The following is a 19,506-nucleotide window of genomic DNA, read 5'->3' as shown; positions in this document are numbered from 1 at the left end:
GCTTTCCTTGTGCAGATGAAAATGGCAAAGGGCGCCGGCAAAGGCGCCCTTGTCTGTATAACGCCATCACGCCGGCCTTAGCCAGCCCGCCACTGTTTCAACTATTGGCGATGCGGAAGCCCACTTTGAGCGTGACCTGAAAGTGCGCCACCTTGTTGCCTTCGATGTGGCCGCGGGTGTCGATCACTTCGAACCATTCCAGATGCTTGATGCTCTTGGCCGCTTCGGCCAACGCATTGTTGATTGCGTCTTCGATGCTGGTGGTCGATGAACCTACCAGCTCGATCTTCTTGTAAGTGTGATGATCGGTCATGAGCGCTCTCCGTGGGTGACAGTGAATTGAGCCTAGCAGCGCAGGCCTGGTTTACCTGCGAGCCGTCAGCCTTGGCGAAAGTTCGATCGCACTTTCGCTGCGGGGCGCAGTCGCAATCCATACAGTCCATACTGCAAAGGAGAGTCACCATGCACCGCAATTCGCTGCGTAAAACATCCCTGGAAAGCATGGAAGCGGAGATCGAAAGCCTCCTGAAGAGTCTGGAGAGCCTCAAGCATGATGCCTCGGAGGAGTCACAGAAGTCCGTGAAGGCAATCCGCAGCAACGCCGAAAGCGCATTGAAGCACTCGCGCAGCCTGCTTAGCGATGCTTACGAGGAAGTGAAGACCCGCACCCGCCAGACCGGTATCGCCACCCGTGACTACGCCCAGGAGCACCCGGTGACCACTGCTGGTGTAGCCATCGGCGCGCTCGGCCTGCTCGCGGCCTACCTGCTGTACCGTCGCAACTAACCTGCCTGCCGCTCCAGTTCACGGCGCAGCCACTGCGCCAGTTGCTCGGCGCGCCCGTCTGCGGCGCGCCGCGGCACCCAAAGCGCCAGTGCCGCTGCTGTAGGGGAAAAGCCCCACGGTGCACTGAGCCGCCCTGCACGCAAGTCATCCGCCACTAACGGCTGCGGTGCGATAGCCACGCCAAGCCCTGCCACAGCCGCTTCCAGCAGGTAATACAAGTGCTCGAAGGCCTGCCCATACTGCAACGCAGCCCGATCCAACCCCTGTTGTTCGGCCCAGGTCGGCCACGCCTGCGGGCGTGAGGTGGTATGCAACAAGGCTTCGTCCAGCAGCGCTACAGCGGGTGCACTGCGTAACCGCTCGAAACCGGTAAAGAGTGGGCTCAGCACCGGCCCGATACGCTCCTCGGCCAGGACATGTACCTGCATATCCACAGGCCAAGGGGGTTCGGCATACACCAGCAGCGCATCGAGCCCCGGCCGGCGTGGGTCAAGGTCGCCTTCGCCCGCTGACAGGTGCAGGCGCAACTCTGGCAGGTCCGCCTTCAGGCGCCCAAGCCGGGGAATGAACCATCGCGCCAGCAGGCTTCCCGAGCACCCCAGCACGAACGGTGCCTCGCTGACATCCCGGCTGAGTTCGCCGCATACGCTGCGCAGCCTGTCGAACGCTTCGCCACTGGCATCACGCAGCCTGACGCCGGCATCTGTGAGTTTGATGCCGCGGCCGTCCTTGACGAACAAGGCCACGCCCAAGTGCTCCTCCAGCACCTTGATCTGCCGGCTCACAGCACCATGAGTGACATGCAGTGCCTCGGCAGCCTGGCTGACGCTATTGAGCCTGGCGGTGCATTCGAAGGCCCGCAGGGCGTTGAGGGGAGGGAGGTCGTGGGCCATTTGACGTGTGAGTTTTCCTGACAGGTTTACGCAATCTTATCGGTTTTCAGCCGGGCTTGCCGTGGTTAAAGTAAAGCCCATCACTCATTCATTACGCCCTGGAGCGCCCCATGACCCAGTCCCAATACCGCCCCGGCCCCGACGCCAACGGCCTGTTCGGCTCGTTCGGTGGCCGCTACGTGGCCGAAACCCTGATGCCGCTGGTGCTGGATCTGGCCCGCGAGTATGAAGCCGCCAAGGCCGACCCGAAGTTCCTCGAAGAACTGGCCTACTTCCAGCGCGACTACATCGGCCGCCCCAACCCGCTGTATTTCGCCGAGCGCCTGACCGAGCATTGCGGCGGCGCAAAGATTTTCTTCAAACGTGAAGAGCTCAACCACACCGGCGCGCACAAGGTAAACAACTGCATCGGCCAAGTGCTGCTGGCCAAGCGCATGGGCAAAAAACGCCTGATCGCTGAAACCGGCGCCGGCATGCACGGCGTGGCCACTGCCACCGTCGCTGCACGCTTCGGGCTGCCCTGCGTAATCTACATGGGCGCCACCGACATCGAGCGCCAGCAGGCCAACGTGTTCCGCATGAAGCTGCTGGGCGCCGAGATCGTCCCGGTTACAGCGGGCACTGGCACACTCAAAGACGCCATGAACGAAGCCCTGCGCGACTGGGTCACCAACGTCGACGACACCTTCTACCTGATCGGTACCGTAGCCGGCCCACACCCGTACCCGGCAATGGTCCGCGATTTCCAGTCGATCATCGGCAAAGAGACCCGCGCCCAGTTGCAAGAGAAGGAAGGCCGCCTGCCCGACAGCCTGATTGCCTGTGTTGGCGGTGGCTCCAACGCCATGGGCCTGTTCCACGAGTTCCTCGAAGAACAGAGCGTCAAGATCATTGGCGTGGAAGCCGGCGGCCATGGCGTGGATACCGACAAGCATGCGGCCAGCCTCAACGGCGGCGTACCCGGCGTGCTGCACGGCAACCGTACCTACCTGCTGCAGGACGATGACGGCCAGATCACTGACGCGCACTCGATCTCGGCCGGCCTCGACTACCCGGGCATCGGCCCGGAACACGCCTACCTGCATGAAGTGAAGCGTGTGGAGTACGTCAGCATCACTGACGATGAGGCCCTCGACGCGTTCCACGCTACCTGCCGCCTGGAAGGCATCATCCCGGCCCTGGAAAGCTCGCACGCACTGGCTGAAGCGATCAAGCGCGCGCCGAGCCTGCCCAAGGATCACCTGATGGTCATCTGCCTGTCAGGCCGTGGCGACAAAGACATGCAAACCGTGATGAACCACATGGCCGCCCAGGAGAAACAGGCATGAGCCGTCTTGAACAACGCTTTGCCGAGCTGAAAGCCGAAGGCCGCTCTGCACTGGTCACCTTCGTCACCGCCGGCGACCCTGGCTACGATGCCTCGCTGCAGATCCTCAAGGGCCTGCCGGCGGCCGGCGCCGATGTGATCGAACTGGGCATGCCGTTCACCGACCCGATGGCCGATGGCGTAGCCATTCAGCTGGCCACGCTGCGTGCGCTGGAAGCAGGCCAGAACCTGGCCAAGACCCTGAACATGGTGCGTGAATTCCGCGTCGACAACCAGGCCACACCGATCGTGCTGATGGGGTACTACAACCCGATCCACCGCTTTGGTGTAGAGCAGTTCGTTGCACAAGCCAAAGAAGCAGGTGTCGATGGCCTGATCATCGTCGACCTGCCGCCGGAGCACGATGCCGAGCTCGCGACCCCGGCCCAGGCCGCTGGCATCGACTTCATTCGCCTGACCACCCCGACCACCGACGATGCGCGCCTGCCACGGGTGCTGGAGCGCAGCTCCGGGTTCGTCTATTACGTATCGGTGGCCGGTGTGACCGGCGCCGGCTCGGCAACCACCGAGCACGTGACCGAAGCCATCGCCCGTCTGCGTCGGCACACTGACCTGCCGATCAGCGTTGGCTTCGGCATTCGTACACCAGAGCAGGCCGCAGCGATCGCGCGCCTGGCTGATGGTGTGGTGGTAGGGTCGGCGCTGGTCGACAAGATCGCCCAGGCCAAAGATGCCGATCAGGCTGTTGCCGATGTGCTGAGCCTGTGCTCTGCGCTGGCTGAAGGTGTGCGCGGCGCCCGACACTGATCCCAGTGGCTTCTTCGCGGGTCTGTCCGCGAAGAAGCCGACACATCGCTAACCGCCAAAAACCGATAACTTCAAAGGTCGCAAAGCCCCCATCCAGATCGCATGATCACGGTGATCTGCCAGCTCATCCCCGGTCAGCGGATGCAGAAACACCACCAACCCCTTGCGATACAGCGCCAACCACGGCAACACCACCCCCAACACCTGCGGCTCGAACGCCAGCTGGCAGCTCCAGTCCGGGTGCGGCCCTACCGGCTTCTCGTGCATGCGCCCCATGGTCACGGGAAACAGCCGCGCCGCCTCCTCGCACAGCGCACGAGCCTGCTCGATAGTCGATGCGTCGTAATAAACGTGGGCGTGATAGCCCTTGATCCTCTGCACGATGTCTCCTGATTGCGGTCAAACCATCACCCACCTGCGAAGGGAGCGATGCAGTGAAAAATGCCGAAACCCCAGTGTTCAAGCTGGTGCTGTTCGGGGCTGAAAGCCGCCTGGGCAGTGCCCTGATGGTCGAGTTGCTGTCACGTCAGCATGAAGTCACTGCCGTGGTCGATGACCTCAACCGCCATGCTCCGCGCCCGGGCCTGCATTTCAAGATAGGCGGGCTGGGTGATGCCGACCAGGCGGAGCAGGGCGCAGCGGGGGGCTCGGCGGTGGTTGCCCTGCTGTCGGCGCTGGCATCGGGTGACCTTGCCGCGCAAGGGCGGATGAGCGAAGCGTTGGTCGCCGGCCTTTCTCGCACGACTATACGCCGGGTGCTGCTGGTGGGCGATTTCGATGTGCTGGACGCGCCGGGCAAGTACACCGAAGAAGAACGTGAGTGTGTGGACCAGGTTGTGGATGCACTGCAACGCAGCCCTTTGCACTGGACGTTGATCAATGCGCCACAGCCACTCATGGACCTGGAGCGAATGGCGGCGGGGATGGCCGACATGCTCGAGCTGGACCTGCATCGGGGCGAGCATCTGAACTTCGTGACGTAAGCCGCCAGGGGCCTACAGGTACGCACTAGCTCAAGCCAAGCCACGGGCCTGTAGGCGCTGGCTTGCCGCCGATGGGCTGCGCAGCAGCCCCATTCACCGAGTCCGCTCACTTTCCAGCCAATCCACAAACCGCTCGATCAGCGCCCCACGCCGCTTGCGCGGCGGCAGCACCACGTAATACCCCCGCGCCGAACGCAAGCTACCCTCCAGCGGCCGGCACAACAACCCTTGCTCGACCAGCCCATCGACCAGATGCCGCCAGCCGATAGCCACGCCTTGTCCGGCAATTGCCGCCTGGACCAACAGCGTGTAGTTATCGAACCGTAACTGCCCTGGAGGCGGCGGGCTTTGAACGCCAAAGCCACGAAATACACCCGCCCAGTCGAACCAGCGGCTGGCCTGCTCGCCACGCAGATGAAGCAGTGGCAATCGTTGCAAAGCCACAGCTGACAAGGGTTTGCCATGAGTCAGCCGAGGGCTGCAGACCGGGAATACTTCTTCATCGAACAGCCATCGGCTTTCGCCCTGGTGGAACCGGCCATCACCAAACAACACCGCCACATCGATGTCCGGCCGTAACATCCCCTGGCTGCGCTCACCGGTCACCAGGCTCACGTCCACCTGTGGATAAGCTTCGTGGAACCGCTGCAATCGGGGCATCAGCCAGAACGCTGCGAAGGCGAAGTCGGTGGCCACCTGCAACACCTCGCGCTGGTCCCGTCCGCTGGCTTGGGCAACGCCGTCATCCATGGCCTGCAAGGCTTGATGCACCTGCTCGAACAATACCTGCCCGGCGTCAGTCAGCGCGATGCCGCGGTAGATACGATCAAACAGGCGGGTGCCCAGCTGAGCCTCCAGCCGTTTGACCTGCTGGCTTACCGCCGGTTGGGTAGTGCCCAGCTCCAAAGCCGCCGCCGTGAAACCCCGCAAGCGGGCAGCGGCCTCGAACACGCGCAGCGCGTCGAGTGACAGGTCGGCGAGGTGGTCAAACATAAGCGCAGCTAATCCCAGTCATTGCCCGCCATGGGCTTTACCCATGTTATCCACAGTCGCATCTTGATAGGCAAGCAGTTCGCATAACCTTCAACGATGGAATCGAACCATGACGCGACCGAATATCCTGTTCATCATGGCCGACCAGATGGCCGCCCCCATCTTGCCGATATATGGCCCCTCACCGATCCAGATGCCCCACCTGAGCCGGCTCGCCGATCAGGCGGTGGTGTTCGATTCGGCCTACTGCAACAGCCCGCTGTGCGCCCCCTCGCGCTTCACCCTGGTCAGTGGCCAGCTGCCCAGCCGCATTGGCGCCTACGACAACGCCGCCGACTTCCCGGCCGATATCCCGACCTACGCCCACTACCTGCGCCGGCTTGGCTACCGCACCGCACTGTCGGGCAAGATGCATTTCTGCGGCCCGGACCAGTTGCACGGCTACGAAGAGCGCTTGACCAGCGACATCTACCCTGCCGACTATGGCTGGGCAGTGAACTGGGACGCGCCGGACGAGCGGCCAAGCTGGTATCACAACATGTCTTCGGTATTGCAGGCCGGCCCCTGCGTGCGTACCAACCAGCTGGATTTCGATGAAGAGGTGGTGTTCAAGGCCCGTCAGTACCTTTACGACCATGTGCGCGAGAACGATGGTCGGCCGTTCTGCCTGACCGTGTCCATGACTCACCCCCACGACCCGTACACCATCCCCAAGCGCTACTGGGATCGCTACGAGGGTGTGGATATCCCCATGCCACGCGCCGAGTTTGGCCAAAACGAGCTCGATCCCCACTCACAGCGCCTGCTCAAGGTGTATGACCTGTGGAACAAGCCCCTGCCTGTGGAAAAGATCCGCGATGCACGTCGCGCCTACTTCGGCGCCTGCAGCTACATCGACGACAACATCGGCCAGCTTCTGCAGACACTGGAGGAGTGCAACCTGGCGGACGATACCTTGGTCGTTTTCTCTGGCGATCACGGCGACATGCTCGGCGAGCGCGGGCTCTGGTACAAGATGCACTGGTTCGAGATGTCGGCGCGGGTGCCGCTGCTGGTCCACGCACCCAAGCGCTTCGCCCCTGCCCGGGTCAGTGCCTCGGTATCGACCTGCGACCTGCTGCCGACGCTGGTCGAGCTTGCCGGCGGTACTGTGGATAAAAGCCTGCAGCTGGATGGGCAGTCACTGCTCGGCCACTTGCAAGGGCAGGGTGGCCACGACCAGGTGATCGGCGAATACATGGCCGAGGGTACCGTCGGCCCCCTGATGATGATCCGCCGCGGCCCGTACAAGTTCGTGTACAGCGAAGACGACCCGTGTTTACTCTATGACCTGAGCCGCGACCCGCACGAGCGGGAGAACCTCTCCGGCAGCCCGGACCATCAGGCGCTGCTGCAGGCATTTGTCGATGAAGCACACCAGCGCTGGGATATCCCCAGCCTGCGCCAGCAAGTGCTGGCCAGCCAGCGGCGGCGCCGCCTGGTGGCCGAAGCGCTGGCAATCGGCACACTGAAAAGCTGGGACCACCAACCATGGGTGGACGCCAGCCAACAGTACATGCGCAACCACATCGATCTCGACGACCTCGAGCGCAAGGCACGTTATCCACAGCCCGCACCCCTGGATTGAGAAGAGAAGCCGCCATGCAGAAGTTTTCCACCATCGTCTTCGCCCTGACCATGAGCCTGGGCACCGCTACGGCTCACGCCGAAGATGCACGATGCAGCACCGTGAGGTTGGCCGACCCCGGCTGGAGCGACATCGCCTCCACCAATGCCATCGCCCGCTTGCTTCTGCAAAGCCTGGGTTACCAGGTGAAGATCGACAATCTGGCGGTGCCGATCATCTACGGCGGCCTCAAGGACGGTAAGGTCGATGCTTTTCTGGGCAATTGGATGCCGGCCCAGCAGGGCTTTCATGACAAGTTCATCGCCAATGGCGACGTGCAGCAACTGTCGCGCAACCTTGAAGGCACTGAGTTCACCCTGGCTGTGCCCGATTACGTGTGGAATGCCGGCGTGAAAAGCTTCGCCGACCTGCAAAAGCATGCCGATAAGTTCGACAAGAAGCTCTACGGAATCGGCTCGGGCGCGCCAGCCAACCTGTCGTTGAAGGAGATCATCGACAAGAATGAATTCAACCTCGGCCAATGGAAGCTGGTTGAATCGAGTGAACAAGCGATGCTGGCGCAGGTGGACCGCGCCGTTAAGAAAAACCAGTACATCACTTTCCTGGGCTGGACCCCGCACCCGATGAACGTAAAACTGAAGATGCATTACCTGACGGGCGGGGAAAAGTGGTTTGGGAGCAAGGGGGAGGTCTACACCCTGACCCGCAAAGGTTATCCACAGGCCTGCCCCAACCCTGCAAAATTGTTGGGTAACCTGAAATTCAACCTGGACATGGAAAACAGCATCATGGCTGAGGTTGTGGATAAGAAGATGAGTTTCGATGAGGCGGCCAAGGCGTGGGTCAAGGCGCATCCGCAATGGCTGGAAGGCTGGTTGGCGGGCGTCACGACCAAAGACGGCGGCGATGCTGAAGAGGCTGTTAAAGCTGAGTTGTAGAGGCTGGACCGACCTCATCGCCGGCGCGCCGGCTCAGCTAGAGCCGTAGGCTCGCCCTCTGTGATCCCCCTGCGGGGCCGGCTTGCCGGCGATGAGGCCAGCCAAACCAACACAAGATCCGAATACGAGAGGGATGATGATTCAGTTGACCCACCTGCTGCCCTTCTTGACCTGGCTGCCCCGTCAATCGGGCCGTAGCCTGCGCGAGGACCTGCTGGTCGGACTCAGCGGCGCCATCCTTGCCCTGCCGCAATCCATCGCCTATGCCCTGATCGCCGGCTTGCCTGCCGAATATGGTCTTTATGCGGCCACCGTGCCAGTGCTGGTCGCCTGCCTGTGGGGTTCGTCCTGGTACCTGATTTGCGGACCGACCGCCGCCATCTCAATTGTCCTTTACGCCAGCATCAGCCCCTTGGCAGTGGCCGGTAGCGCGGATTACGTGACGCTCGTGCTGCTGCTGACCTTCCTCGCTGGCATCTTCCAACTGCTACTCGGGCTGCTACGCTTCGGCGCAGTGGTCAACTTCGTCTCCCATTCGGTGGTGCTTGGCTTCACTCTGGGCGCCGCCATCGTCATTGCCCTCGGCCAATTGCCCAACCTGCTGGGGATGGATTTGCCGAGCCAGGCCACGGCATTGAAAACGGTACAAGACCTGGCAAGCCATGCTGGCGAGGTCGACTTGCCCTCCCTGATCCTGGGCTTGAGTACCGTGCTTGTCGGTGCGGCCTTCAAACTCTGGCGGCCACGCTGGCCGAGCCTGTTGATAAGCCTGATCGTGATCAGCCTGGTGGCCTGGTCGCTGCCCGGTTTCTTTGGCCATGTACCGCGCGTGCCAGCATTTTCCGGCCAGCTGCCCCCACTCAGCCCACTGCCGTTAGTGGATGTGGAGCTGATGCTGCGCCTGCTGCCCAGTGCCGTGGCGGTGGGCATGCTGGGCCTGGTGACCAGCCTGTCGATCGCCCGTTCGCTGTCGGCACGCTCCGAGCAGCTGATCGACGCCGACCAGGAAATCCGCGCCCAAGGCATGTCGAACATCGTCGGGTCATTCTTTTCCGGCTACCTGTCTTCTGGATCCTTCACCCGCTCTGGGCTCAGCTACGACGCTGGCGCCCGTTCCCCCATGGCCGGGGTGTTCTCGGCGCTGTGGGTAGCGCTGTTCGCCGTCACGGGTGCAGGGTTGATCGCACACCTGCCGATACCGGCCATGGCCGGTAGTATCCTGCTGATCTGCTGGGGCCTGGTGGACCACCGCGCAATACGCGCGCTGTTCCGGGTCAGCCGCTCCGAGTTCCTGGTCATGGCCCTGACCGCTGCCGCAACCTTGCTGTTGGAGTTGCAGACAGCGATTTACGCCGGTGTGCTGGCTTCGCTGTTCTTCTACCTCAAACGCACTTCACGGCCTCGGATTCAGCAGAGCCGCGAAGGTCAGGCCGATGTACTGCGAGTAGGCGGATCGATCTTCTTCGGTGCAGCGCACTACCTACAGGTGCGCCTGCAGCGTTGCCAGGGGCCGCATGTGGTGATCGATGCACGGCAGGTGAATTTCATCGATTACTCGGGTGTGGATATGTTGCACCGCGAGGCGCGGCGGTTGCGCCGGGCGGGCGGGAGTTTGACCTTGCTGCGCGCCAGGCCGCAGGTGGTCGAGGAATTGCAGAAGCTGGAAGGGGAGGAGCTTTGCCCAATTCAATTTGCGGAATGATCATTGGGGCCGCTTTGCGGCCCCCGCAACCTCAGGCCCGCGCCAGCTGCCGTCGCAACTCAGCCAACACCGGCGCGGTGTCCGGCCGCACCCCACGCCAAATGAAGAACGCTTCAGCCGCCTGCTCAGCCAGCATGCCCAGCCCATCCAGGACCTTTGCTGCACCCAGCTTGCTGGCCCACTGGCAGAACGGCGTGGGCTCCTTGCCATACATCATGTCGTAGCACACGGTACGCCCGGCCTCGACCAGGCTGTCGGCAATCGGCGGCAGCTCGCCGGACAGGCTCGCCGAGGTGGCGTTGATGATCACGTCCACCGGCTCCTGCAGCCAGGCGAAACCGCTGGCCATCACCGGCCCCATCTCATCGAACTCGCGTGCCAGCTGCTCGGCCTTTTCCAGTGTGCGGTTGGCAATTACCAAGGATTGGGGCTCATGCGCCAGGATCGGCTCCAGCACGCCACGCACCGCGCCCCCGGCGCCAAGGATCAGAATACGTTTGCCAGCCAGTTCAACCCCGGCATTCACGGTGAGGTCACGCACCAGGCCGGCGCCATCAGTGTTATCGCCCCGCAGCGAGCCATCGGCCAGCTTGCTCAAGGTGTTCACTGCGCCGGCCCGTTGGGCACGCGGGGTGAGGCTGTCACACAGGCGATAGGCCTCTTCCTTGAAGGGCACGGTCACGTTGGCGCCGCTGCCTTGCTTGAAGAAGCCGCGGGCGCAGTCGCTGAATTCGTCCAGCGGCGCAAGCAGCGTGCTGTATTCCAGGTCCTGTCCGGTCTGTTCGGCGAACAGCCGGTGAATCAACGGCGACTTGCTGTGGCCGATGGGGTTACCAAACACGACGTACTGGTCCATGGGGACTCCTCGGTTATCCACAGGCTTACTGGCCGAGCCAGTCGCGGTCCTGCAAGTAGTACTCGGTCAGGCGGGCTTCTTCGCTGCCGGGCGCTGCCTTCCAATCGTAACCCCAGCGCACTTGCGGTGGCAGCGACATCAGGATCGACTCGGTGCGGCCGCCGGACTGCAGCCCGAACAGGGTGCCGCGGTCGTAGACCAGGTTGAACTCCACGTAGCGGCCGCGGCGGAACTCCTGGAATTCGCGCTGCTCGGCGGTGTAAGGCGTGGCCTTGCGACGCTGGACGATCGGCAGGTAGGCGTCGACGAAAGCATCGCCGATGGCGCGAATGAACGCGAAGCAGGTATCGAAATCCCACTCGTTCAAATCATCGAAGAACAGCCCGCCAATGCCTCGTGGCTCGCCACGGTGCTTGATGTGGAAATAGCGGTCGCACCAGGCTTTGTAGCGGGGGTATACGTCTGCGCCGAAGGGTGCACAGGCCTGCTCGGCCACGCGGTGCCAGTGAATGCAGTCTTCTTCGTTGCCGTAGTACGGGGTCAGGTCGAAGCCACCGCCGAACCACCACACCGCCTCTTCGCCTTCTTTCTCGGCAATGAAGAAGCGCACGTTGGCGTGGGACGTCGGCACGTGCGGGTTGTGCGGGTGGATCACCAGCGATACGCCCAATGCCTCGAAACCTCGGCCCGCCAGCTCGGGCCGGTGTGCACTGGCCGAAGGTGGCAGGCCAGAGCCGAACACATGGGAGAAGTTGACCCCGCCTTTTTCGATCACCTTGCCGTCGCCAATCACTCGCGTACGGCCCCCGCCACCGGCTTCGCGCACCCAGGCATCCTCGACGAAGCGGGCGCCGCCGTCCTCGGTTTCGAGGGCAGAGCAGATGCGGTCTTGCAGGTCGAGCAGGTAGGCTTTCACGGCCTCGGTGCGGCTAGTCATCGGGTCACCAGAAACGGGCAGGGAAGAATTCGCCGCGTAGCATACCACCGCAAACCTGAGCGCCGCAGTTGACGGCGATCAAGCAAAGGCGTCCGATAGAAGGCCTTTTCCGATCCCGACAACAGGAGTGCGAGATGGCCAAGCGTATCCAGTTCAGCCAGCATGGCGGCCCCGAAGTGCTGCAGCTTGTAGAGTTCGACCCGGCACCGCCGGGGCCGCAGCAAGTGCGCGTACGTAACCACGCGATCGGCTTGAACTTCATCGACACCTATTTCCGCAATGGGTTGTATGCGCCGCCTGCGCTGCCGTCGGGCCTGGGCACCGAGGGCGCCGGCGTGATCGATGCAGTGGGCGAGGGCGTCAGCCGCCTGAAAGTGGGCGACCGCGTGGCCTATGGCGGCGGCCCGCTGGGTGCCTACAGCGAGGTGCACACACTGCCGGAAGCCAACCTGGTCAAGCTGCCCGACAACATCAGCTTCGAGCAGGCGGCAGCGGTAATGCTCAAGGGCCTGACCGTGCAGTACCTGCTCAAGCAGACCTACGCCGTGCAGCCCGGCGATGTGATCCTGTTCCACGCTGCCGCCGGTGGCGTGGGCTCGCTGGCCTGCCAGTGGGCCAAGGCGCTGGGAGCCAAACTCATCGGCACCGTGAGTTCTGCCGAGAAGGCCGAACGGGCCAAGGCGCTGGGCGCTTGGGAAACCATCGATTACAGCCACGAAGACGTGGCCAAGCGGGTGCTGGAGCTGACCGATGGCAAGAAATGCCCGGTGGTGTATGACGGCGTGGGTGCCGACACCTGGCTTACCTCGCTGGACTGCCTGCAACCGCGCGGCTTGATGGTGAGCTTTGGCAATGCCTCGGGGGCTGTGAGCGGGGTGAACCTTGGGATCCTGTCGCAGAAAGGATCGCTGTACGTCACTCGCCCGACCTTGGCGACCTATGCCAATAATGCCGAGAACACCCAGGCCATGGCCGATGACCTGTTTGCGATGATTGGCAGTGGCAAACTGGTTGTGGATATCCAGCAAAGGTATCCGCTGAGTGAGGCGGCGAAGGCGCAAGCTGAGCTGTCGGCGCGCAGGACTGTTGGGTCTACCGTTTTGTTGCCTTGAGAAGGACAGGGGATTGCACCAGGGCGACCAGGTGCTTGCCTAGAGGTGTTCAGTACCTGTGAGATCGAGCGCCGCCCGCGTGACGCTCGACCTCATAGGCACTGAACACCCTCAGGCACCTGTCAGCGCTCACACCTTCTTCTGAGGCTGCGGACTCGACTGGTTGCCATCAAAAATTAAACGCGCGAGGTGATCAATCGTCGTAGTGATATCGACACTGCAAGATGGTCATCTGCCCAGCTTCGAAAAGGTAAACCAGACGATGCTCGCGAGTGATGCGACGAGACCAGAATCCTGAAAGGTCGCCCTTGAGTGGCTCAGGCTTTCCGGTACCTTTGAAAGGAGTACGCAGGCACTCCTTGATCAGAGCGTTGATGGTTGCAAACACATCAGTGTCCGCATCTTTCCAATGGCAGTAGTCTTCCCAACCCTCCGAAGTAAACGCAACATTTACAGAATTGCGAGCTTCAGTCTTGTTGCGTTGTTTTGACTTCATGTTCATTCAAGGGCAGCTCATGAGTAGCAGCTTTACCCGACCGCAGCTGATCAATGGATGCGCGCAAGCGCTTGGCATTGGCTGATGAGCCCAACAGGTACATGGTCTCCTGCATGCCGTTGTAGTCCTCAAGCGAGATCATGACCACCGGCTCGCCGCGCTGGCGCGTGATGATCGCTGGTTCGTGATCCCGACATACATCATCCATCGTCTGCTTCAGGTCGGCGCGAGCCTGGCTAAAAGTCAGTACATGCATTTCGTCAGATCCTTCCCAGGCAGGCCCGGGTCAGGTTTTTCTCGGCCCGGGCAACGCTGCTGAACGGGCAATAGGCTTGGCGGCTTCTGCTAATGGATCTGGCAGAGACCAGCGGCAACATTGTACAAGCCTAGGTACAAACCTCAATATCCCGTAGTCGGGAAGCTTGAGAATGAAAAGCATAAATTGGATGTCTTCTGATGGGCAGGTGATTGCCTTCGACAGAAACCGTAGGAAATGGTACTTGCCCTGGTTTTTGTGGTGTTACGTAGATCGAGCCTCGCGCGCGCGACGCTCGATTCCACAGGCACTAAACCCTCAAAGCAGGCACCTGTCAGCCCTCACATCTTCTTCTGCGGTGGTGGAGTCGACTCGATGCCATCGAGTATTGCCTCAATCACACCCTCTGCCATTTCAATCGCATGCAGGTTTGACCAGAACATGCCACGACCCTCTTCGCGCATGTAGTCCAGGGCTTTGTATCCGGTCTCGTAGGCGCTGCGCAGGTATAGGGCTACGTGGACCAGCGCGTCCTCGGCGGAAATGTTTGGGTTGACGCTGAAGAGCGGGTCATGGCCGGCGTCGCAGTGGCCAAAGGGGCGGGTGGTGGTGCAGGGTAGGGGTGGATCGGGGACTATTTTCTTTATCACTGGAAATGCTCTTCAAGGTCGCCAACCATCACTACCACGTGAATGGGTGGCGACTGTACGCGAGGTGGTAGACCCGGGCATTTTCCAATCCAGGCAGGCTCGAAAGCCTCCCACGCACAGCCGCCATGGACTGTCATGGAAAAAATGCATACGGGCTACCACACCCGATCGCCAAGTTATTTGGCGACGGGTAGAGCCTAGAGACACTGGTTCCTACTGAACAGGTGATGGCAGGGGACGCGGCTCGAAGGATATTTCCCAATCCTCAAACCGGACAACCATTCAAGACAAAATCAGAAAAATCTGCAGGGGTTTGCGGCCCAATCGCCGGCAAGCCAGCTCCCCCACCAACCACACCGGCTTCAAGCCATGTGCAGTACCTGTAGGCGCTGGCCTGCCGGCGATCGAGGGCGAAGCCCTCGCCAGCGGTATCAGCCTGGGCGCACAACCTCGCCGGTTGCCAGATTGCGAATCACACTCGGGTTCTTCCGCCCCCCCAGCGCCCCGCCAAGCACCAGGTCCAGCTGGCCGTGGAAGTACTGCTCCACCCGCAACCGGGTCTTCGCCGCCGGGCGCCCGCCGGGGTTGCACGAGGTGGAAATCAGCGGCCCTACCAGTGAACACAGATCACGCACCACTGGGTGATCGCTGACGCGCAGCGCCACCGTGTCATGCTGCCCGGTCACCCACTCGGGCAACAGGTCCTGGTGCGGCACCAGCCAGGTGTTGGGCCCAGGCCAGGTGCTGCCCATGCGGTCGATCCAGTCTTCCGGGAAGTCCTCGAACAAAAAGTCGAACTGCCGGATGTTGTCGGCGACCAGGATCAGCCCTTTATCCACAGGCCGCGACTTGAGCGCCAGCAAGCGATACACCGCGTCCTCGTTCCAGGGGTCGCAGCCCAGGCCCCAGACCGCTTCTGTCGGGTAGGCGATCACCGCACCGGCCCGAATCTCACGCGCGGCTTGTTGCACACGCCAACTGCTCACCATTTGTGTCTCTCCGCATTTAAGCCATGCCGCAGTTTACTTAGCCAGCGCGGGCAAACCAACGCCCCGCTTCATTGGTCACCCGGCCATCGAGCTCCAGCTCGGTCAATTGCGCCAGTACTTGCGCCAAAGGCAGCTCACTGCAAGCTGCCAGTGCTTCGCTGGTCTGCGGCGCAGCATGCAGCAAGGCGAGTAGGGGATGCGACGGTTTATCCACAACGGCTGGCGGCAGGTTCTTCCAGCCCTGCAAGCTTTCCAGGATCTGACCCACGCTTTCAACCAGCAGTGCGCCGTCGCGAATCAACTGGTGGCAGCCCTTGGCGCCGGGGTGGTGGATCGAGCCGGGAACGGCATAAACCTCACGGCCTTGCTCGGCAGCCAGACGTGCGGTGATCAACGAACCGCTGGCCAGGCTCGCCTCTACCACCAGCACGCCGAGCGACAGGCCACTGATGATGCGATTGCGTCGTGGGAAGTTGCCTGGCAGCGGCCCGGCATCGAGCGGGTACTCGGAAACCAGCGCGCTACCGCTGTCGATCATCGCGTTGGCCAGGTCGCGGTGGCGCTGTGGATAAAGTTTTTGCAGCCCGGTGCCCAACACACCGATCGTGGCGCCCCCGGCCTGCAACGCGGCCCGATGAGCGGCACCGTCGATTCCCAAAGCAAGGCCACTGGTGATGGTGAACCCGGCCTGCGAGAGGCAACGGGAAAATGCCTTGGCGGTGTCGAGCGCCGGGGGTGAAGCACGCCTGCTGCCCACTATCGCCAGCTGTGGCCGTTCGAGCAAAGCCGGGTCGCCTGCGACGAAAAGCAGCGGCGGGGCATCATCGATTTCACCCAGCAGCGCGGGGTAACCAGGGCTGTCCCACATCAGCAAATGCTGGCCCGGATGCTCTATCCAGGCCATTGCAGCCAATGCCCCATCGCGTACTTCGGCACTGCGCCGGGCGTCGATGGTGGCCTGGGCGACCCCCAGGGCACGCCAGGCGCCAGCCGGTGCACTGAGTGCAGAAGAAGCGCTGCCAAAGGCTTGCAACAAGGTGTGAAAACGACGCAATCCCGTCTCGGGGAGGCGGTGGAGACGTAGCCGCGCTTCCAGTTCGGCAGGCGGGCAAAGCGACGAATGGTGGAACGGCATGGAGATCATCCTTGATCGAAACAGGGCCATTTACGTGGCACAACCTGTGGATAAGTTTGTGGGTAACACTTTGAAAAGCTGTCTATTAAATGGACGCTATCAAGCCCATAGACACCCTAGACGAGCTTGCCAGGTGCCGAAATCTTCGATTCCCTTTATTATGTGTGCTCAGTTTTCAACCGAACGCACAGTGATTGCCTGACCCTATGGCCATTTTGAACATTCTCGAATTCCCAGACCCGCGCCTGCGCACCATCGCCAAACCGGTGACGGAGTTCGACGACGCCCTGCGCCAGCTGATCGACGACATGTTTGAAACCATGTACGAAGCGCCTGGCATCGGCCTGGCTGCCACACAGGTCAACGTCCACAAACAGGTTGTGGTCATGGACCTGAGCGAAGACCGCAGCGAGCCACGGGTTTTCATCAACCCGTCGGTCGAAGAGCTGACCCACGACATGGGCCAGTACCAGGAAGGCTGCCTGTCGGTGCCGGGCTTCTACGAAAACGTCGACCGCCCGCTGCGTGTGCGCGTCAAGGCGCAGGACCGTGACGGCAAGCCGTTCGAGCTTGAAGCCGAAGGCCTGCTGGCAGTCTGCGTGCAGCACGAGTTCGATCACCTTAACGGCAAGCTCTTCGTCGACTACCTGTCCCAGCTCAAGCGCGACCGGATCAAGAAGAAGTTGGAAAAGCAGCACCGCCAGCAAGCCTGATCCCCACCTTCCAGAAGGCTTGCTCCGGCAAGCCTTTTTCTTTTTTGAAGCGAGAACTCCATGCGCATCGTCTTTGCAGGCACTCCAGAGTTTGCCGCCGAACACCTCAAGGCCCTGCTCGACAGCCCCTACGAGATCGTGGCCGTCTACACCCAGCCCGACCGCCCGGCCGGCCGCGGCCAGAAGCTGATGCCAAGCGCGGTCAAAGCGTTGGCGGTGGCCCATGGCATCCCTGTGTTCCAGCCGCCAACCCTGCGCAATGAGGATGCCCAGGCAGAACTCGCGGCGCTCAAGCCGGATTTGATGGTAGTGGTCGCCTATGGCTTGATCCTGCCCCAGGTGGTGCTGGATATCCCGCGCCTGGGCTGTATCAACAGCCACGCTTCCCTGTTGCCACGCTGGCGCGGCGCGGCGCCGATCCAGCGCGCCGTGGAAGCGGGCGACGCCGAGAGCGGCGTTACCGTGATGCGCATGGAGGCAGGCCTGGACACTGGCCCGATGCTGCTCAAGGTGGTCACGCCAATCAGTGCAGAAGACACCGGTGGCAGCCTGCACGATCGCCTCGCCACAATGGGCCCCCCAGCCGTCGTGCAAGCCATTGCCGGCCTGGCTGATGGCAGCCTGCACGGCGAGGTGCAGGACGACGCCCTGGCCACGTACGCGCACAAGCTGAACAAGGACGAGGCGCGCATCGACTGGAGCCGCCCGGCCGTGGAGCTCGAGCGCCTGATCCGCGCCTTCAACCCCTGGCCGGTGTGCCACAGCACCCTGGATGGCGAAAGCGTGAAAGTGCTGGCCGCCAGATTGTCCACAGGGGAAGGCACCCCTGGCGAGATCCTGTCCGCCAGCAAAGACGGCCTCGTGGTCGCCTGCGGTGACCAGGCCTTGAGCCTTACCCGCCTGCAATTGCCTGGCGGCAAGGCCCTGGCCTTCAGCGACCTGTTCAACAGCCGCCGCGAGAAGTTCACCGCCGGCAAGGTGCTTGGCCAATGAACCCACGCCTCGCCGCCGCCCGTGCCTTGGCCGCAGTGCTCAGTGGCAAGGCCTCGCTGAACAGCTCGCTGCCTGCGCAACTGGACAAGGTCGAGGAACGCGACCGCGGCCTGACCCAGGACCTGGCGTTCGGTACCGCCCGCTGGCAGCCGCGCCTGGACCTGCTCGCCGCGCAACTGCTGCAGAAGCCATTCAAGACCGCTGATGCCGATGTGCAGGCACTGCTGCTGGTAGGCCTGTACCAGTTGTTCTACACGCGCATCCCGGCCCACGCCGCCATTGGCGAGACGGTCGGTTGCGCCGACAAACTGAAAAAACCGTGGGCCAAGGGCCTGCTCAACGCCGTGCTGCGCCGCGCCCAACGTGAAGGCGAGGCACTGCTCGCTGGCATGGAACGCGACCCGGTCGTACGCACCGCCCACCCACGCTGGCTGCAGAAGGCGCTCAAGGCGTTCTGGCCCGAGCAGTGGGAAGCCATTTGCGCGGCCAACAACGCTCACCCGCCCATGATCCTGCGGGTCAACCGCCGCTACCACAGCCGCGATGCCTACCTTGCCCTGCTGAGCGAAGCCGGCGTTGGCGCCAGCGCCTGTCGCTTTAGCCGTGACGGCATTGTGCTGACCGAAGCCTGCGATGTGCGCAGCCTGCCGGGCTTTGCCGACGGCTGGGTGAGCGTGCAGGACGAGGCTGCGCAGCTGTCGGCCGACCTGCTTGAACTGGCCCCCGGCCAGCGCGTGCTCGATGCCTGCTGCGCCCCGGGTGGCAAGACGTGCCACTTGCTTGAGGCAGAAGTGGGCCTGGCTCATCTGGTGGCCATCGACCTGGAAGCCAAGCGCCTGGCGCGGGTGCGCGAGAATCTCGACCGCCTGCAGTTGGACGCCGAGCTGATCGCCTGCGACGCCCGTGACACCGCCAGTTGGTGGGACGGCAAGCCGTTCCAGCGCATCCTGCTCGATGCGCCCTGCTCAGCTACCGGGGTCATTCGCCGCCACCCGGACATCAAGCTGACCCGTCAGGCTGATGACATTCCGGCGCTGGCCGCGCTGCAGGGGGAGTTGCTCGATGCCCTGTGGCCGACCCTGGAGGTGGGGGGCATGCTGCTGTACGCCACCTGCTCCAGCCTGCCGACCGAGAACACCGAAGTGATCGAGGCCTTCCTTGCCCGCACTCCGGGCGCCCGTGAGCTGGACCTGGCCACCGAAGCGGGTATCCGCCAGCCCCATGGCCGCCAGCTGCTGGCCCAGGAAGGCGGCCATGACGGCTTCTACTATGCCAAGCTGATCAAGATCGCCGCCTCGCGCGGTTAAGAAAAA

At 62.5% G+C, this 19,506-nt stretch carries 22 protein-coding genes; 11 read left to right on the top strand and 11 right to left on the bottom strand.

What is annotated here, in order from left to right; genetic code table 11:
* Positions 1-97 precede the first annotated feature (97 nt).
* Positions 98-313: a dodecin gene (locus ACIPZC_RS00735; RefSeq protein ID WP_241806684.1), complete on the bottom strand. Its 216-nt coding sequence runs from the start codon at positions 311-313 to the stop codon at positions 98-100.
* 149 nt (positions 314-462) lie between these two features.
* Between ACIPZC_RS00735 and ACIPZC_RS00730 the strand changes: the two genes are divergently transcribed.
* Positions 463-786: a YqjD family protein gene (locus ACIPZC_RS00730; protein ID WP_012312055.1), complete on the top strand. Its 324-nt coding sequence runs from the start codon at positions 463-465 to the stop codon at positions 784-786.
* Here the strand turns inward: ACIPZC_RS00730 and ACIPZC_RS00725 are convergent.
* Positions 783-1,679: a LysR family transcriptional regulator gene (locus tag ACIPZC_RS00725; protein WP_241806683.1), complete on the bottom strand. Its 897-nt coding sequence runs from the start codon at positions 1,677-1,679 to the stop codon at positions 783-785. The genes ACIPZC_RS00730 and ACIPZC_RS00725 overlap by 4 nt on opposite strands.
* 110 nt (positions 1,680-1,789) lie before the next feature.
* Here ACIPZC_RS00725 and trpB point away from each other — a divergent pair, with 110 nt between their 5' ends.
* The gene (gene trpB, locus ACIPZC_RS00720; RefSeq protein WP_241806682.1) at positions 1,790-3,007 is read left to right on the top strand and encodes a tryptophan synthase subunit beta; all 1,218 of its coding nucleotides are present in this window, start codon (positions 1,790-1,792) and stop codon (positions 3,005-3,007) included.
* Entirely contained in the window at positions 3,004-3,813 is an 810-nt protein-coding gene (gene trpA, locus ACIPZC_RS00715) for a tryptophan synthase subunit alpha (RefSeq protein ID WP_241806681.1), read from the top strand. The genes trpB and trpA overlap by 4 nt, the downstream gene beginning before the upstream one ends.
* A gap of 48 nt (positions 3,814-3,861) precedes the next feature.
* On the opposite strand, the gene ACIPZC_RS00710 is transcribed toward trpA, so the two are convergent.
* On the bottom strand, positions 3,862-4,194 hold the full coding sequence (locus tag ACIPZC_RS00710) for a DOPA 4,5-dioxygenase family protein (protein WP_241806680.1): 333 nt from the start codon (positions 4,192-4,194) through the stop codon (positions 3,862-3,864).
* 53 nt (positions 4,195-4,247) lie between these two features.
* On the opposite strand from ACIPZC_RS00710, the gene ACIPZC_RS00705 reads away from it, so the two are divergent.
* Positions 4,248-4,796, top strand: a complete 549-nt coding sequence (locus ACIPZC_RS00705; protein ID WP_400624123.1) for an NAD(P)-dependent oxidoreductase — start codon at positions 4,248-4,250, stop codon at positions 4,794-4,796.
* Between the two features lie 93 nt (positions 4,797-4,889).
* Here ACIPZC_RS00705 and ACIPZC_RS00700 read toward each other — a convergent pair whose 3' ends face one another.
* Complete coding sequence (locus tag ACIPZC_RS00700; protein ID WP_241806678.1) at positions 4,890-5,789, bottom strand: choline sulfate utilization transcriptional regulator; 900 nt, start codon at positions 5,787-5,789, stop codon at positions 4,890-4,892.
* 109 nt (positions 5,790-5,898) lie between these two features.
* Here ACIPZC_RS00700 and betC point away from each other — a divergent pair, with 109 nt between their 5' ends.
* The 3 genes from betC to ACIPZC_RS00685 all read left to right on the top strand — a co-directional run bounded on the left by betC (position 5,899) and on the right by ACIPZC_RS00685 (position 10,056).
* A complete protein-coding gene (gene betC, locus ACIPZC_RS00695; RefSeq protein ID WP_400624119.1) occupies positions 5,899-7,416 on the top strand; it encodes a choline-sulfatase in 1,518 nt (505 codons plus the stop codon).
* A 14-nt stretch (positions 7,417-7,430) separates the two neighbouring features.
* Positions 7,431-8,354 carry a choline ABC transporter substrate-binding protein gene (choX, locus tag ACIPZC_RS00690; RefSeq protein WP_400624117.1) on the top strand — a complete coding sequence of 308 codons (924 nt, stop codon included), beginning with the start codon at positions 7,431-7,433 and terminating at the stop codon, positions 8,352-8,354.
* Between the two features lie 136 nt (positions 8,355-8,490).
* Positions 8,491-10,056, top strand: a complete 1,566-nt coding sequence (locus ACIPZC_RS00685; protein ID WP_400624114.1) for a SulP family inorganic anion transporter — start codon at positions 8,491-8,493, stop codon at positions 10,054-10,056.
* Between the two features lie 31 nt (positions 10,057-10,087).
* On the opposite strand, the gene aroE is transcribed toward ACIPZC_RS00685, so the two are convergent.
* On the bottom strand, positions 10,088-10,912 hold the full coding sequence (gene aroE, locus ACIPZC_RS00680) for a shikimate dehydrogenase (RefSeq protein WP_241806674.1): 825 nt from the start codon (positions 10,910-10,912) through the stop codon (positions 10,088-10,090).
* A 25-nt stretch (positions 10,913-10,937) separates the two neighbouring features.
* On the bottom strand, positions 10,938-11,849 hold the full coding sequence (hemF, locus tag ACIPZC_RS00675; RefSeq protein WP_267819934.1) for an oxygen-dependent coproporphyrinogen oxidase: 912 nt from the start codon (positions 11,847-11,849) through the stop codon (positions 10,938-10,940).
* A gap of 134 nt (positions 11,850-11,983) precedes the next feature.
* Here hemF and ACIPZC_RS00670 point away from each other — a divergent pair, with 134 nt between their 5' ends.
* The gene (locus tag ACIPZC_RS00670; RefSeq protein ID WP_400624110.1) at positions 11,984-12,961 is read left to right on the top strand and encodes an NADPH:quinone reductase; all 978 of its coding nucleotides are present in this window, start codon (positions 11,984-11,986) and stop codon (positions 12,959-12,961) included.
* A 193-nt stretch (positions 12,962-13,154) separates the two neighbouring features.
* Here the strand turns inward: ACIPZC_RS00670 and ACIPZC_RS00665 are convergent, their stop codons facing one another.
* The 5 genes from ACIPZC_RS00665 to dprA form a co-directional block, all read right to left on the bottom strand.
* Positions 13,155-13,463 (bottom strand): Txe/YoeB family addiction module toxin, encoded by a 309-nt coding sequence (locus ACIPZC_RS00665; protein ID WP_400624107.1) that lies wholly within the window; start codon positions 13,461-13,463, stop codon positions 13,155-13,157.
* A complete protein-coding gene (locus ACIPZC_RS00660) occupies positions 13,429-13,713 on the bottom strand; it encodes a type II toxin-antitoxin system Phd/YefM family antitoxin (protein ID WP_400624103.1) in 285 nt (94 codons plus the stop codon). The genes ACIPZC_RS00665 and ACIPZC_RS00660 overlap by 35 nt, the downstream gene beginning before the upstream one ends.
* A 341-nt stretch (positions 13,714-14,054) precedes the next feature.
* The gene (locus ACIPZC_RS00655; protein WP_400624100.1) at positions 14,055-14,363 is read right to left on the bottom strand and encodes a hypothetical protein; all 309 of its coding nucleotides are present in this window, start codon (positions 14,361-14,363) and stop codon (positions 14,055-14,057) included.
* Between the two features lie 431 nt (positions 14,364-14,794).
* Positions 14,795-15,352 (bottom strand): L-threonylcarbamoyladenylate synthase, encoded by a 558-nt coding sequence (locus ACIPZC_RS00650; protein ID WP_241806671.1) that lies wholly within the window; start codon positions 15,350-15,352, stop codon positions 14,795-14,797.
* 37 nt (positions 15,353-15,389) lie between these two features.
* The gene (gene dprA / locus ACIPZC_RS00645) at positions 15,390-16,487 is read right to left on the bottom strand and encodes a DNA-processing protein DprA (protein WP_400624096.1); all 1,098 of its coding nucleotides are present in this window, start codon (positions 16,485-16,487) and stop codon (positions 15,390-15,392) included.
* Positions 16,488-16,693: 206 nt separating this feature from the next.
* Here dprA and def point away from each other — a divergent pair, with 206 nt between their 5' ends.
* The 3 genes from def to rsmB are packed head-to-tail and all read left to right on the top strand — an operon-like array spanning position 16,694 to position 19,500.
* Positions 16,694-17,200 (top strand): peptide deformylase, encoded by a 507-nt coding sequence (gene def, locus ACIPZC_RS00640; protein WP_241806669.1) that lies wholly within the window; start codon positions 16,694-16,696, stop codon positions 17,198-17,200.
* Positions 17,201-17,260: 60 nt separating this feature from the next.
* On the top strand, positions 17,261-18,193 hold the full coding sequence (fmt, locus tag ACIPZC_RS00635) for a methionyl-tRNA formyltransferase (protein ID WP_400624093.1): 933 nt from the start codon (positions 17,261-17,263) through the stop codon (positions 18,191-18,193).
* Positions 18,190-19,500, top strand: a complete 1,311-nt coding sequence (rsmB, locus tag ACIPZC_RS00630) for a 16S rRNA (cytosine(967)-C(5))-methyltransferase RsmB (RefSeq protein ID WP_400624090.1) — start codon at positions 18,190-18,192, stop codon at positions 19,498-19,500. The genes fmt and rsmB overlap by 4 nt, the downstream gene beginning before the upstream one ends.
* Positions 19,501-19,506 lie beyond the last annotated feature (6 nt).

Source organism: Pseudomonas sp. NPDC089743, assembly GCF_044748785.1.
In the GTDB taxonomy this organism is placed as follows: Bacteria; Pseudomonadota; Gammaproteobacteria; order Pseudomonadales; family Pseudomonadaceae; genus Aquipseudomonas; species Aquipseudomonas putida_X.
This window is presented reverse-complemented; position numbering and strand designations above follow the sequence as displayed.

What these genes read in the sequence shown, in the direction of transcription:
- ACIPZC_RS00735 (WP_241806684.1), bottom strand. Translation starts at nt 313, where the DNA reads ATGACCGATCATCACACTTACAAGAAGATCGAGCTGGTAGGTTCATCG.
- ACIPZC_RS00730 (WP_012312055.1), top strand. Translation starts at nt 463, where the DNA reads ATGCACCGCAATTCGCTGCGTAAAACATCCCTGGAAAGCATGGAAGCG.
- ACIPZC_RS00725 (WP_241806683.1), bottom strand. Translation starts at nt 1,679, where the DNA reads ATGGCCCACGACCTCCCTCCCCTCAACGCCCTGCGGGCCTTCGAATGC.
- trpB (WP_241806682.1), top strand. Translation starts at nt 1,790, where the DNA reads ATGACCCAGTCCCAATACCGCCCCGGCCCCGACGCCAACGGCCTGTTC.
- trpA (WP_241806681.1), top strand. Translation starts at nt 3,004, where the DNA reads ATGAGCCGTCTTGAACAACGCTTTGCCGAGCTGAAAGCCGAAGGCCGC.
- ACIPZC_RS00700 (WP_241806678.1), bottom strand. Translation starts at nt 5,789, where the DNA reads ATGTTTGACCACCTCGCCGACCTGTCACTCGACGCGCTGCGCGTGTTC.
- betC (WP_400624119.1), top strand. Translation starts at nt 5,899, where the DNA reads ATGACGCGACCGAATATCCTGTTCATCATGGCCGACCAGATGGCCGCC.
- choX (WP_400624117.1), top strand. Translation starts at nt 7,431, where the DNA reads ATGCAGAAGTTTTCCACCATCGTCTTCGCCCTGACCATGAGCCTGGGC.
- ACIPZC_RS00685 (WP_400624114.1), top strand. Translation starts at nt 8,491, where the DNA reads ATGATTCAGTTGACCCACCTGCTGCCCTTCTTGACCTGGCTGCCCCGT.
- aroE (WP_241806674.1), bottom strand. Translation starts at nt 10,912, where the DNA reads ATGGACCAGTACGTCGTGTTTGGTAACCCCATCGGCCACAGCAAGTCG.
- hemF (WP_267819934.1), bottom strand. Translation starts at nt 11,849, where the DNA reads ATGACTAGCCGCACCGAGGCCGTGAAAGCCTACCTGCTCGACCTGCAA.
- ACIPZC_RS00670 (WP_400624110.1), top strand. Translation starts at nt 11,984, where the DNA reads ATGGCCAAGCGTATCCAGTTCAGCCAGCATGGCGGCCCCGAAGTGCTG.
- ACIPZC_RS00665 (WP_400624107.1), bottom strand. Translation starts at nt 13,463, where the DNA reads ATGAACATGAAGTCAAAACAACGCAACAAGACTGAAGCTCGCAATTCT.
- ACIPZC_RS00660 (WP_400624103.1), bottom strand. Translation starts at nt 13,713, where the DNA reads ATGCATGTACTGACTTTTAGCCAGGCTCGCGCCGACCTGAAGCAGACG.
- ACIPZC_RS00650 (WP_241806671.1), bottom strand. Translation starts at nt 15,352, where the DNA reads ATGGTGAGCAGTTGGCGTGTGCAACAAGCCGCGCGTGAGATTCGGGCC.
- dprA (WP_400624096.1), bottom strand. Translation starts at nt 16,487, where the DNA reads ATGCCGTTCCACCATTCGTCGCTTTGCCCGCCTGCCGAACTGGAAGCG.
- def (WP_241806669.1), top strand. Translation starts at nt 16,694, where the DNA reads ATGGCCATTTTGAACATTCTCGAATTCCCAGACCCGCGCCTGCGCACC.
- fmt (WP_400624093.1), top strand. Translation starts at nt 17,261, where the DNA reads ATGCGCATCGTCTTTGCAGGCACTCCAGAGTTTGCCGCCGAACACCTC.
- rsmB (WP_400624090.1), top strand. Translation starts at nt 18,190, where the DNA reads ATGAACCCACGCCTCGCCGCCGCCCGTGCCTTGGCCGCAGTGCTCAGT.